The organism is Kitasatospora sp. NPDC058170 (assembly GCF_042883905.1).
Classification (GTDB): Bacteria; Actinomycetota; Actinomycetes; order Streptomycetales; family Streptomycetaceae; genus Kitasatospora.
Genome location: NZ_JBHVUV010000029.1, coordinates 82007 through 95051, shown reverse-complemented (window position 1 = coordinate 95051; position 13045 = coordinate 82007). Strand labels below are relative to the sequence as shown.

10 protein-coding genes are annotated in these 13045 nt (G+C 75.5%); 6 read left to right on the top strand and 4 right to left on the bottom strand.

What is annotated here, in order from left to right:
* Positions 1-8 precede the first annotated feature (8 nt).
* The 5 genes from ACFVVX_RS29290 (at position 9) to ACFVVX_RS29270 (ending at position 5473) form a co-directional block, all read left to right on the top strand.
* Positions 9-1289: an aspartate kinase gene (locus ACFVVX_RS29290; protein ID WP_387949890.1), complete on the top strand. Its 1281-nt coding sequence runs from the start codon at positions 9-11 to the stop codon at positions 1287-1289.
* Positions 1286-2338 (top strand): aspartate-semialdehyde dehydrogenase, encoded by a 1053-nt coding sequence (locus ACFVVX_RS29285; RefSeq protein ID WP_387949888.1) that lies wholly within the window; start codon positions 1286-1288, stop codon positions 2336-2338. The genes ACFVVX_RS29290 and ACFVVX_RS29285 overlap by 4 nt, the downstream gene beginning before the upstream one ends.
* A 295-nt stretch (positions 2339-2633) precedes the next feature.
* Entirely contained in the window at positions 2634-3176 is a 543-nt protein-coding gene (locus ACFVVX_RS29280; RefSeq protein ID WP_387949886.1) for a SigE family RNA polymerase sigma factor, read from the top strand.
* Positions 3173-4537: a hypothetical protein gene (locus ACFVVX_RS29275; protein ID WP_387949884.1), complete on the top strand. Its 1365-nt coding sequence runs from the start codon at positions 3173-3175 to the stop codon at positions 4535-4537. The genes ACFVVX_RS29280 and ACFVVX_RS29275 overlap by 4 nt, the downstream gene beginning before the upstream one ends.
* A gap of 129 nt (positions 4538-4666) precedes the next feature.
* Positions 4667-5473 carry an SURF1 family protein gene (locus ACFVVX_RS29270; RefSeq protein ID WP_387949883.1) on the top strand — a complete coding sequence of 269 codons (807 nt, stop codon included), beginning with the start codon at positions 4667-4669 and terminating at the stop codon, positions 5471-5473.
* A 10-nt stretch (positions 5474-5483) separates the two neighbouring features.
* Here the strand turns inward: ACFVVX_RS29270 and ACFVVX_RS29265 are convergent, their stop codons facing one another.
* The 4 genes from ACFVVX_RS29265 to ACFVVX_RS29250 all read right to left on the bottom strand — a co-directional run bounded on the left by ACFVVX_RS29265 (position 5484) and on the right by ACFVVX_RS29250 (position 10007).
* Complete coding sequence (locus ACFVVX_RS29265) at positions 5484-5822, bottom strand: hypothetical protein (protein WP_387949882.1); 339 nt, start codon at positions 5820-5822, stop codon at positions 5484-5486.
* A 230-nt stretch (positions 5823-6052) separates the two neighbouring features.
* Complete coding sequence (locus ACFVVX_RS29260) at positions 6053-7960, bottom strand: S9 family peptidase (RefSeq protein ID WP_387949880.1); 1908 nt, start codon at positions 7958-7960, stop codon at positions 6053-6055.
* Between the two features lie 147 nt (positions 7961-8107).
* Positions 8108-9529 (bottom strand): MFS transporter, encoded by a 1422-nt coding sequence (locus ACFVVX_RS29255; RefSeq protein WP_387949878.1) that lies wholly within the window; start codon positions 9527-9529, stop codon positions 8108-8110.
* 100 nt (positions 9530-9629) lie between these two features.
* Positions 9630-10007: a nuclear transport factor 2 family protein gene (locus tag ACFVVX_RS29250; protein ID WP_387949877.1), complete on the bottom strand. Its 378-nt coding sequence runs from the start codon at positions 10005-10007 to the stop codon at positions 9630-9632.
* Positions 10008-10175: 168 nt separating this feature from the next.
* Here ACFVVX_RS29250 and ACFVVX_RS29245 point away from each other — a divergent pair, with 168 nt between their 5' ends.
* On the top strand, positions 10176-12965 hold the full coding sequence (locus tag ACFVVX_RS29245) for an ATP-binding protein (protein ID WP_387949875.1): 2790 nt from the start codon (positions 10176-10178) through the stop codon (positions 12963-12965).
* The last annotated feature ends 80 nt before the right edge of the window (positions 12966-13045 follow it).

Sequence of the window (13045 nt, the reverse complement as noted above, 5' to 3'; positions counted from 1 at the left end):
GAGCGCACGTGGGCCTTGTCGTGCAGAAGTACGGCGGCTCATCCGTTGCGGATGCCGAGGGCATCAAGCGCGTGGCCCGTCGAATCGTTGACACCAAGAAGGCCGGCCATGAGGTCGTCGTCGTGGTGTCCGCGATGGGCGACACGACGGACGAGCTCATCGAACTGGCGGAGCAGGTGTCACCCATCCCTGCCGGCCGCGAGTTCGACATGCTGCTGACCGCTGGAGAGCGCATCTCCATGGCCCTGCTGGCCATGGCGATCAGATCCCTGGGTCACGAGGCCCAGTCCTTCACGGGCAGCCAGGCCGGTGTCATCACCGACTCCGTCCACAACAAGGCGCGCATCATCGACGTGACGCCGGGTCGCATCCGCACCGCCCTGGACGAGGGCAACATCGCGATCGTGGCCGGCTTCCAGGGCGTCTCGCAGAGCAGCAAGGACATCACCACGCTCGGCCGCGGCGGCTCGGACACCACCGCCGTCGCCCTCGCCGCGGCCCTCAGGGCCGAGGTCTGCGAGATCTACACCGACGTGGACGGCGTGTTCACCGCCGACCCGCGCGTGGTGAAGAAGGCCCGCAAGATCGACTGGATCGCGTACGAGGACATGCTGGAGCTGGCCTCGTCCGGTTCCAAGGTCCTGCTCGACCGCTGTGTCGAGTACGCGCGGCGCTACAACATCCCGATTCACGTACGCTCGTCCTTCTCGGGCCTTCCCGGCACGATCGTCAGCAACGACAACCCGAACCAGCCCGAAGGGGGCGAGATGGAGCAGGCCATCATCTCCGGAGTCGCCCACGACACTTCGGAGGCCAAGGTCACCGTCGTCGGAGTGCCGGACAAGCCGGGCGAGGCGGCGCGCATCTTCCGCGCGATCGCGGACGCCGAGGTCAACATCGACATGGTGGTGCAGAACGTCTCCGCCGCGTCGACCGGCCTGACGGACATCTCCTTCACCCTGCCGAAGACCGAGGGCCAGAAGGCCATCGACGCGCTCGGCCGGGTCAAGGAGGGCATCGGCTACGAGTCGCTGCGCTACGACGACGCGATCGGCAAGATCTCCCTGGTCGGCGCCGGCATGCGCTCCAACCCGGGCGTCACCGCGACCTTCTTCGAGGCGCTCTCCGAGGCCGGCGTCAACATCGAGCTGATCTCCACCTCGGAGATCCGCATCTCGGTCGTCACCCGCGCCGACGACGTCAACGAGGCCGTGCGCGCCGTCCACACCGCCTTCGGACTGGACAGCGACACGGACGAGGCGGTCGTCTACGGAGGCACCGGGCGATGACCCGGCGGCCGAACCTCGCCGTCGTCGGCGCCACCGGCGCGGTCGGCGAGGTGCTCCTCGGCCTCCTCTCCCTGCGCCAGGACATCTGGGGCGAGATCCGTCTCGTCGCCTCCCCGCGCTCGGCCGGCCGCAAGCTGACCGTGCGCGGGGAGCCCGTCGAGGTGGTGCCGCTCGCGGAGGAGGCCTTCGACGGGATAAACGTCGCGCTGTTCGACGTGCCCGACGAGGTCTCCGCGCAGTGGGCGCCGATCGCGGCGGCCAAGGGCGTCGTGGTGGTGGACAACTCCGGCGCGTTCCGGATGGCCGGGGACGTCCCGCTGGTCGTCCCCGAGGTCAACGCGGCCGCGCTGCGGATCCGGCCGCGCGGCATCGTCGCCGGACCGAACTGCGGCACCCTCGCGATGATCGCGGCGATCGGCGCGCTGCACGCCGAGTACGGGCTGGCCGAACTCGTCGTCGCCACCTACCAGGCGGCCTCCGGCGAGGGCCGCGCCGGGGTGGACGCGCTGCGCGACCAGGTCGCGCTGGTCGCCGGCACCGAGGTCGGCGAACAGACCGGTGACCTGCGTGCGGTGATCGCCGACCACGGGCCGTTCGCGGCGCCGCTGGCGTTCAACGCGGTGCCGTGGGCGGGCTCGCTGATGGACGACGGCTGGTCGTCCGAGGAGCTGAAGCTCCGCAACGAGTCGCGCAAGATCCTCGGCCTGCCCGGCCTCAAGGTCTCCGCGACCTGTGTGCGCATCCCCGTGATCCGCACCCACGCGCTGGCCGTGCACGCGGTCTTCGAGCGCGAGGTCACCCAGGAGCACGCGCAGCAGATCCTCCGGGACGCCCCGGGCGTGGTGCTGTACGACGACCCGGCGGCGGGGGAGTTCCCCACCCCCAACGACGTGGTCGGGACGGACCCGGTCTGGGTCGGCCGGGTGCGGCGGGCGCTGGACGACCCGGCCGCGCTGGACCTCTTCCTCTGCGGCGACAACCTGCGCAAGGGCGCGGCGCTGAACGCCCTTCAGCTCGCCGAACTGGTGGCGGGCGAGCTCTCCGGCTGACCCTCCGTCGGCGGCTGCGAACGGCGTCTGCACATTCCTGTCCGGAATCCCCCCTCGGATCCCCTGGAGGGGTCTTCCACGCATACGGAAGAATGTCCCGCGGGCTGGGCAACCATGACAGGGGATCGAGTGTCCAACGGGCGTGGCGAACGTGATGGTGGGGGTACGGGCGGGCATCTCGGCGACGGCCGCGGTGACGCTCCCGCTGCGTGCCCCGCGACCGGTGGACAGGGGCGGCCGGCGGCCCGCCGAGACGCACGTCCCGCGGCCCGCGGATAGGCCGGAAGATAGCCAGATGACGGCGGTCGCACCCGGCCCGGCGGACTCCGGGGCCGGCCTCGGCGCGGGCACCAGCGAGGACCTGCTCACCGAGACCTACCAAGCCCACTACCGCTCCCTGCTGCGGCTGGCCGCGCTGCTCCTCGACGACCTCTCCACCTGCGAGGACGTGGTGCAGGAGGCGTTCATCCGGGTGCACGCGGCCCGGCGGCGGGTGCGGGAGCCGGACAAGACCCTCGCCTATCTGCGGCAGACCGTGGTCAACCTGTCCCGCTCCACCCTGCGCCGCCGGATCCTCGGTCTGCGGCTGCTGCCGAAGCCCATGCCTGACATGGCCAGTGCAGAAGAAGGCGCCTACGATGCGCTGGAGCGCGATCAGTTGAAGGCCGCGCTGCGGGGTCTGCAACGCCGTCAGCGGGAGGTTCTGGTGCTGCGTTACTTCGTGGACATGACGGAGGCGCAGGTCGCAGAGGCCCTGGGCATCTCGCTCGGCTCGGTGAAGGCGTACGGCTCGCGGGGGCTGGCCGCATTGCGGGTCCAGATGGAGGCCGGGACATGAGTGACGATCGGCAGGGCGAGCAGGGCTCCGCCGACCCGGTCGGCCCGGAACGGCGGACCGCCGGGGCGCCCCTCGGCGATGCGTCCGCTGCCGGTGCTCCCGTCGCCGGTGCGCCCCTCGGTGGCGCCTCCCCCGGGGGCGGACCCACCGGGGGCGGACCCACCGGCGGCGCGGACGGTCCGGACCAGGAGGAGCGCCTGGTCCGCGCGCTGATGCAGCGGGCGGTGTCCGACGTCCAGCCCGACCCCGCCGGCCTGCACCGGATCCGCCGCGCGGTACCCCGCCGGCGGGCCGCCCGGCGCGGCGCCTGGACCGGGGCCGCCGCGCTCGCGGTCGCGGTGGCCGTCGCCCTGCCGACCCTGCACGACGACGAGCACCTCGGCCTCTCCGGCGGCCCCGGCTCGCCCTCCGAGCACAGCAGCGCCGCCCCGGTGGCCACCGGCGGCCCGGGGACGACCGGCGGCGGCTCCGCCGGTCCGGTCTGGCCGCCGCGCCCCGCCACCAGCGGTACCGGCGGCACCGGCAGCCCGTCCGGCTCCGCCAGCGCCTCGCCCAGCGCCTGGACGAGCACCACCGGCCCGGGCACCGGCCCGGCGGCCTCCCCCGCCGCGTCCACCTCGGGCGGTACCGAGGGCCCGCCCGTACCGCTCTGTATCCGCGCCGACCTCGGACAGGGCACCTCCCAGGTCGGCGCGCCCGACGGCGACGGCCGGATCTACGGGTCCTTCACGGTGGTCAACACCTCCGGGCACAGCTGTCTGCTCGGCGGTCCGGGCGCGGTCGCGGTCAGCGGCGCCAGCGGTACGGACCCGGCGCGGATCAGGGTCGTCGACCACACGGCGGGTGACCCGGCGACCGGGCTGCCCGCGCCCGTCGGTGCGCCGGCCGCGGCCGGGGACGGCCCGGGGCTGGTCCTCGCCCCGCAGGCCGGGTACCGGGTGGAGTTCGGCTGGGTGCCGGACACCGGCTGCCCGGCGCCGACCGGGCCCTCGCCCACCACCGCACCCGTCGGCCGGATCGGCGTTCCGGGCGCCTCCGCGGCGGCCCAGCCCGGCAGCTCGGGCGGCTCCACCGGGGCGGCCCCCGCCCTGGGAGCCTCCGCGCCGCCGAGTGCGGCGCCCCCGGCCTCCGCCTCCCCGACGGCCGGTACGACCGGCGTCCCGAGCCCGACGGCCACCGCCACCACGGGCCCGAGCACCCCGCCGCCCACCGTCACCCTCGCCCACACCCCGGCGCCGGGCAGTCCGACCGCCGCCACCGCCGTCCTGCTCGGTGCCTGCTCCGGCACGGTCTACCGCACCCAGGCCGAGCCCGCCCCCGCCCCGACCCCGCGCCCGACCGGCTCCCCGACGGCGGGCTGACCCGACCGGCGCCGGTCCGCCCGGCCCGGCCGGGCGGCTCCGACCCCGACCCCGACCCCGCAGGGCCCGGGCGGTGTGGCGGGGACCCCTGTGGTCGGGAGGAGTGTGAAGAGTCGTTACCGTGGGGGTGTGTACCGGTTCCTCCTCACTCCGCGCTGGCTGAGCGGCACCGCGCTGGCCGTGGCCGCCGTCGCGGTGTGCGTCTGGCTCGGCACCTGGCAGCTCGGCCGCTTCGAGGACAAGGTCTCCTCGCACCAGGACGTCGAGCAGGCGGCGAGCACGGCCGGTCCGGCCAGGCCGCTCGGCGACCTGCTGAGCGCCGCCCAGCCGCAGGTCACCACCGACACCGTCGGCCGGCCGGTGACGGTGACCGGGACCTTCGACCAGGCGAACCAGCTGCTCGTCCCCAACCGGGTGGTGGACGGCAAGCAGGGCTACTACGTCCTCACCCCGCTGCGCACCGGCGACGGCCGCACCGTCGCCGTCGTCCGCGGCTGGGCCCCGGGTACGCCGGCCGGGGACGCGTCCGCCGGGGGCGGGCCCGCGGTGGCCCCGGCGCCCGCGGGCGAGGTGAGCGTGACCGGCCGCCTGCAGGCCGGCGAGACCAGCGGCAGCGGCGGAGCGGTGGCCGGCGGGCTCCCGGCGGGCCAGCTCGGCACGATCAACCGCGCCGCGCTCGTCAACAAGCTCTCGGACGACGGCTGGTACGACGGCTGGGTGTCCGCGGACGCGGTGCCGGCCGGGCTGAGCCCGGTACCGACCGTGCAGCCGCAGGGGGGCAACGGGCTCAGCCTGCGCGCGTTCCAGAACCTGGGCTACACCCTGGAGTGGTTCGTCTTCGGCGGGTTCGTGGTCTTCATGTGGTTCCGCCTGGTCCGCCGCGAGGCGGAGGCAGAGCAGGACCGGGCCCTCGGGCTGGACCCGGTCCTGGAGTAGCGCGCCCCGCTCAGCGGCTCGGCTTCGCGGGCGGCACGGGGGGTACGGCCGGCACCGCCGGCTTGGACGGGACCGGCACCGCCGTGGGCGCCGCAGGTGTGGCCGGCCTGGCGGGCGTCGCCGACGGGGACACCGTGGGCGACTGCGAAGGCGGCGGCTGGTTGCCGCAGCGGCTGCTGTTGCCGCTACCGCTGCCGCTGCTGTCGTCGTCCGAGTCGTAGGTGTTGCTGTGGTGGCGGGTGGTGCGTCCCTTGGACGACCCCTTCGAGCCCTTGGACCCCTTCGACCCGGAGGACTTGGCCAGCAGGACCGCGCCGCCGCCCTCTCCGCCGGGAAGGGTTGCCGGCACGACGCCGCCATCCCCGGTCCGGAAGGCCGCCCGCACGGCGCCGCCTCCCGCCGCGCCCATGGCCCGCGCACTCGCCGAAGCCGAAGGCGCAGTAGGGGTGGCGGTGGCCGTGGCGGTGGCCGTGGGACCCGCCGGTGGCGGGCAGGCCGCCTCGGTGTCGTCCTGACCCGAGCAGCCGGTGAGCACGAGCACCGCGGCCACCCCCACCCCCATGATCGTCAGCGCACGTCTCACACGGTCCCCCTGTCGACTCTCCCGGCCGGGCCGTCCCCGACGGGAGCCTCCCCGGTCGGATTCTGCCTGACCCCCGCCTCCGCGAGGTGCCGCCGGACGAAGTCGATCTCCAGCCGCAGCTGCTTGATCCGCTCCTCCACCACCAGCGAGCCGTGCCCGGCGTCGTACCGGTAGACCTCGTGCGGCGTGCCGAGTCCCTCCAGCCGTTCGACGTAGTTCTCGATCTGGCGGATCGGGCAGCGCGGGTCGTTCACCCCGGCGCTGATGTAGACAGGTACCCGCACCCGCTCCACGTAGGTCAGCGGCGACGAGGCCGTCCACCGCTCGGGGACCTCCGCGGGCGTGCCGCCGAAGAGCGTGCGGTCCAGCGACTTCAACGCCTCCATCTCGTCGTCGTACGCGGTGAGGTAGTCCGCGACGGGGACGGCGGCGACGCCGAGCGTCCAGAGCTCCGGCTGGACACCGAGCCCGAGCAGGGTGAGGTAGCCGCCCCAGGAGCCGCCGGTGAGCACCAGCCGCTCCGGGTCGGCGAGCCCGCTCGCCACCGCCCACGCGCGCACCGCGGCGATGTCCTCCAGCTCGATCAGGCCGACCCGCTCGCGCAGCGCGTCCGTCCAGGCCTGCCCGTAGCCGGTGGAGCCGCGGTAGTTGACCCGGACCACCGCGAAGCCGTGGTCCAGCCAGGCGGCCGGCCCGGCGGCGAAGGAGTCGCTGTCGTGGTGGGTCGGACCGCCGTGGATGTCGAAGACGGTCGGGAACGGGCCCTGGCCGGCCGGCCGCTGGACCAGGGCGTGCACCCGCCCGCCCGGCCCCTCCACCCAGACGTCCTCGACCGGCACCGAGCCCGGCGGCACCGGGCCGGGCGCCCGCAGCACCACCGTCCCGGCGGTGGAGCGCACGGCGGACGGCTCGGCGGCGGAGGACCAGAGGAACTCCACCGTGCCGTCCGGGCGGGCGGTCGCCCCGCCGACCGTGCCGCGCGGGGTCTCCAGCCGGGTCAGCGTCCCGGTGTCCAGGGAGTAGGAGAACAGCTCGCTGCGCGCCTCGTACTCGTGCTCGACCAGCAGCGACCGGGCCCCCGGGCGCCACTGCGCCGAGACGTCGCCGGGCAGCTCGCGCCCCTGCTCGTCGCGCAGCTCCAGCGCCGTCTCGGCACCGGTCGCGACGTCCCAGAGCATCGGCTCCCAGCGGCCGCTGCGCTGGTGGGCGACCAGCAGCCGGGTGTCGCCCTCGACCGGGGCGAAGCCGAGGCAGGCGACGCCGCGCGGCTCGGCCCGGCCGGTGACCTCGTCCAGCTCGGCGACGGTCGTACCGTCGGCCAGCCGGACCACCCGCAGCGCGGAGTGCATGGCGTCGCCGTGCTCGGTGTGGTCGATGGCCAGCAGGGTGCTGTCGTAGCTGAGGTCCCCGATGCCGCCGTACTCCTCGTGCCGGTAGATCTCGACGGCCTCGGCCGCCCCCGGGCGGCGCAGGTGCAGGGTGGTGCCGTCCTCGTCGGTGGAGCGGCCGACCACCACCGTGCCGTCCCGGCCGAGCGCCAGGCCCGCCGAGTAGGAGGCCGCCAGACCCGGCACGGCCTCCTCGTCGGGGCCGTCCGCGCCGTCCGGCCGGCCCGCGAACGGCTGGCGGCGCCAGATGCCGAACTCGTCGCCGTCGTGGTCGTCGAACCACCACACCCACGCGCCGTCGGGGGACAGCTCGGCGTCCGTGGTGCCGTTCGGCCGGTCGGTGACCCGGCGGTGGGTGTCGTCGGCGCGGTCCCAGGCGTACACCTCGTAGGTACCCGTCGCGTTGGACACGTACAGCGCCCGGGCGGGGGCGTCCTCCGCCCAGTCCGGCAGTGAAACCCGGGCCGCCCTGAACCGCTGCTCCCACGCCGGTACGGCGCTCTTCTCCTCGCTCATCCGCCCATCCAACCCGATCCGCGGGAGGGAACGGAACGGGCGGGCGGGCCCGATCGGCCCACCCGCCCTGCTCCCGCCGCCCCGCTCGGGTCCGTTCCGGCCGCCCGGTGCGGTCCGTTCCCGTCGCCCGGTGCGGCAGTGGCCGCATCAGCCCGCGTCCGCCCCCGCCGTCCGGCGCGGCAGCAGCTGGACCAGGCCCGCCAGCAGCAACTCCAGTACCGTCAGGGCCGCGAGGCTCCGGCCGAAGGCCGCGACCGGGTCGCCGGCGCCGTAGTAGAGGATGCCGATCAGCGCGATCCCGAGCGCCCCGGCGACCTGCTGGACGGTGGCCAGCACCCCGGCCGCCGAACCGGCCAGCCGCGGCTCGACACCGGCCAGCACCACGCCGGTCACCGGGGCGATCACCAGGCCCATCCCCAGACCGTCCACGAACAGGCCCGGCACCAGCCACCAGACGCTGCCGGTCGTCCCGCCGCCGTACACGGCGAGGCCCAGCAGGGCCAGCCCGGCCGCCATCAGCAGCCCGCCGAGCGCGACCGCCTGGCGGCCGAGGCGGGCGGCGACCAGGTGCGCCCGGGTGGAGGTGAGCAGATAGCCGAGGCCGATCGCGGTGAACACCAGGCCCGCGCCGAGCGCGTCCAGGCCCCGGCCCAGCTGCAGGTGCAGGGCGAGCACCAGGAAGAAGGACGCCTGGCCGAGCCAGAAGGCCAGCTGGGCGAGCAGACCCGCGGTGAAGGCCCGGCTGCGGAAGAGCCCGGTGTCCACCAGCGGCGTACCGGTGTGCCGGTGCTGGTGGACGGCGAAGACGGCGAGCAGCGCGGCGGCGCCGCCCAGGCAGAGCCAGGTCCACAGCGGCCAGCCCTGCTCACGGCCCTGGATCAGCGGCAGCACCAGACCGGTCAGCCCGAGGGTGACCAGCAGCACGCCCACCGGGTCCAGACCGGGGCGCTGCGGGGCCCGGGACTCCGGCAGGCAGCGGCGCACCAGGGCGAGGGCGGCGAGTCCGATCGGCAGGTTGATCAGGAAGCAGCTGCGCCAGTCCAGGCCGAGCACGTCCGCCCGGATCAGCACCCCGCCGATCAACTGGCCGAACACCGCACCGACGCCCATGGTCAGCCCGTACATCGCGAAGGCCCTGGCCTGGGCCGCGCCGCTGAACGACGTCCGCAGGATGGCCAGCACCTGCGGGCCCATCAGCGCCGCCGCCAGGCCCTGCACCACCCGGGCCCCGACCAGCGCGGACGCCGTCGGGGCCAGACCGCAGCCCGCCGAGGCGAGGGTGAACAGGGCCAGACCGAGGGCGAACACCCGGCGCCGCCCGTAACGGTCGCCGAGCCGGCCGGCGGTGACCAGGCCGGCGGCCAGTGCCAGGCCGAACCCGGCGATCACCCATTGGACGGCGGACGGTCCGGCTCGTAGGTCGGCTTGGACGGACGGTACGGCCACGTTGACGATGAAGAAGTCGAGCGCGGTCATGAAGGTGGTGGTCAGCACGACCGGCAGCAGCCCCCGGGTGGAGGGGTCCGGGCTCTTCGCCGTGGTCGGCCTGGTCCGCAGGGCGGTGCTCATCTCGGGTGCTCCTCAAGGGGGTTCGGCGCGGTGGGCGGCTCGGTCGCCGCGGCGGTGGGCGGGGGCGGCCGGATGCCGCCCCCACCCGGTGGCGCAGGGCTCAGGCGCCCGGGACGCGGTCCAGGAAGCCGTACACGGAGGCGATCCGCCCGTCCGGGCCGGCCACCAGGACGTCGAAGCCGACCACCAGGGGCTCGGCCCCGGCCGGCCCGAGGTTCCAGGTGAACCGGGCGATGTCGTGGTGGGCGTCGACCGGGCCGAGGGTGAACTCCAGCCCGGCGAACTGGCCCTGGGCCGCGGCGATCACGGCGTCGATACCGTCCCGGCCGGTGACGGCCGCCAGCGGGTCGGTGTAGCCGCCGTCCTCGCTCCACAGCTCGTCGATCAGCTTGCGGCGGGCCGCCGGGTCGGTCTCGTTCCAGGTGGCGAGGTAGCGCTCGGCGAGCTGGCGGAGGTCGTTGCCCTGGATGGCGTTCATGGTCTTCTCCCTTGTCCTGGTGGGTGGTTGAGCGACTCTCCGACGCCGTCCCACCGCTTGTTCCCGCTGCTTGTTCCTGCTGCTCATGAAGGTACGGACGGCGCGCGGCGGGCGAATCCGTCACGCATAGGTAGGGGTGTACGTAGGGCGCGCCGGTAGGGTCGGGGCATGCTGTACGGGAGGGAACGGGAGCAGGCGCTGATCGACGGCCTGCTCGACGGGGCAAGGGGCGGCCGCAGCGGGGTGCTGGTGCTGCGCGGGGAGCCCGGCATCGGCAAGACCGCGCTGCTGGAGCACGCGGTGGCGGCGGCGGGTGACGCGTTCCGGGTGGTCCGCGTGGCCGGTGTCGAGTACGAGGCCGAACTGCCCTTCGCCGGGCTCAGCCTGCTGCTCGCCCCCGGCCTCGACCGGCTCGCCGCCCTGCCGGGGCCTCAACGGCGTTCACTGGAGGCGGCGTTCGGACTCAGCGATGTTGCCGCCACGCCCGGGGGAGCGCCCGCCGACCGGCTGCTCACCGGCCTGGCCACCCTTGGACTACTCGCCGAACTAGCCGCCGACCAGCCGCTGTTGTGCGTCCTGGACGACGTCCAGTGGCTCGACCGGGCCTCCCTGGACGCGGTACTGCTGGCCGCCCGCCGACTCCAGGCGGAGGGTGTCGCCCTGCTGCTCGCCGCGCGCGACGGCGGACCGGGCGCCGGCCCGGGTGGCGCCACCGACGTGCTTCCGCTGGCCGGACTGCCGGAGCTCCGCCTGGCCGGGCTCGACGAGCCGGACGCCGACCGGCTGCTCGCCGCCCGCCTGCTCACCGTCCGCGCCGGGACCGTCCTCCCGGGCGAGGTGCGCCGCCGGCTGCTCGCCGAGGCGGCCGGCAACCCGCTCGCCCTCACCGAACTGCCCACCACCTCGGCCGCCCCCGCCGATCCGGGCGCCCTCCCGCTCACCAGCCGGCTGCAGATCGCCTTCCACGGCCAGGTCACCGGCCTGCCGCCGGCCACCCAGACGGTCCTGCTGGTCGCCGCCGCCGAGGAGAACGGAGACCTGGACGTCATCCTCCCGGCCGCCGCCGCGCTCGGGGTTCCGGCGGAACACCTCGCCCCCGCCGAGGAGTCGGGCCTGGTCTCCACCACCGCCGACCGCCGGCTCGCCTTCCGACACCCCCTGCTGCGCGCCGCGATCATCCAACGCGCGCCGCTCCAGCAGAAACTGGCCGTCCACCGGGCCATCGGCGAGGCCCTGGGCGAGGGCGACCGCCGTACCTGGCACCTCGCCCTCGCCGCCACCGCGCCCGACGCCGACCTCGCGGACGCGCTGGAGCGCACCGCCCTGCGCGCCGAGGCCCGCGGCGGCCACGGCGGCGCGGCCGCCGCGTACGAGCGCGCCGCCCGCCTCACCCCCGACCGCGACGGTGCCACCCGCCGCCTGGTACTGGCCGCCGAAGCCGCCACCGAGGAAGGCAAGTTGGCGCAGGCCGAGGCGCTCGCCGACCGCGCCGCCGCCCGTACCGACAGCGTCTTCGCGCACGCCCTGCTCGACCACGTCCGGGCCACCGCGCACTTCTGGCGCGGCTCCTACCAGGCCGCCTACCGGCTGCTGTTGGACGCGGCCGCCACCGACATCGAGGCGCCGCACGCCGCACGGATGCTCTTCCAGGCGTTCCACGCCGCCTGGTACGCCGGCGAGGAGCCGGTCGTCACGGTGCTCGACCGGCTGGCCCGGCTCCCGCTGCCCGAGGGCGATCCGCACACCGCGCTGGCCCGCCACCTGCCGGCCGCCGTCCTCCCGGCCCTGGGCCGCCCCGCGGCGCCGCTGCCCACCGCCCGCGACACCGCGGCGGCCGCCCGCCGGGCCGGCGCCGAGACCCCGAGCGACCTGGTCCAGCTCTGCGGCGCGACCCTGATCCTCGGCCGCGACGCCGAGACCATCGACCTCGCGGGTGAACTCATCGCCGAGGCCCGGTCCAAGGGCACCCTCGGCGTCCTGCCCACCCTGCAGTTCTTCCTCGCCGAGGCGGAGCTCTTCCACGGCCGCCACCGCGACGCCGAGGCCACCGCGGGCGAGGCGCTGGCCCTCGCCCGGGACAGCGGCCAGCACCAGTGGGTCAGCCAACTCAGCGCCCTGCTCGCCTGCCTGGCCGCCCTCGGCGGCGCCGCCGAGGAGTGCGTCGCCCTGGCCGCCACCGCCCTGACCGGCCCGGACCCGGCCGCCGACGCGCCGCGGTCCGCCGCCCCCGCCCCCGGCGAGCCCTGGGCCCAGTGGGCGCTGGGCCTGCTCGACCTCGGCCAGGGCCGGGCCGCCGACGCCGCCGACCGGCTCCAGGCCCTCACCACCGGCCGCTACCGCCACCACGTCTGCGCCACCCGCGCGATCCCCGACCTGGTCGAGGCCGCCGTCCGAATCGGAGCCCCCGACCGCGCCGCTGAACCGTACGAGCGCCTGGCCCGCTGGGCCCGCGCCGCCGACCGGCCCTGGACCGAGGCCCTGCGGCTGCGCTGCCAGGCCCTGCTCGGCCCGGACGAACTCGCCGAGTCCGCCTACCGGTCCGCCCTGGAGCTCCACGACGGCACCGACCGCCCGTTCGAGCAGGCCCGCACCGCCCTGCTCTACGGCGAGTGGCTGCGCCGCGAACGCCGCCGCACCGACGCCCGCCCCCACCTGCGCGCCGCCCTGGAGACCTTCGAACGCCTCGCCGCCCACCCCTGGGCCGAGCGCGCCCGCACCGAACTCACCGCCACCGGCACCACCGTCCCCGCGGCCACCCCCGCCGCCGCCCCCGAGGGCTCACTCGCCGCCCTCACCCCGCAGGAGCTCCAGATCGTCCGCCTCGCCGCCCAGGGCCTCACCAACCGCGACATCGCCGCCCAGCTCTTCCTCAGCCCCCGCACGGTAGGCCACCACCTCTACAAGGCCTACCCCAAGCTCGGCATCACCTCCCGCACCGACCTCCCGGCCCTCCTCTGACCCCTCGGCGCCCTCGACCCCTCATCAGGCCGGCAGCCCCACAGCCGCTTGCGCTCCCGGACGAACGAGCCGCCCACCAG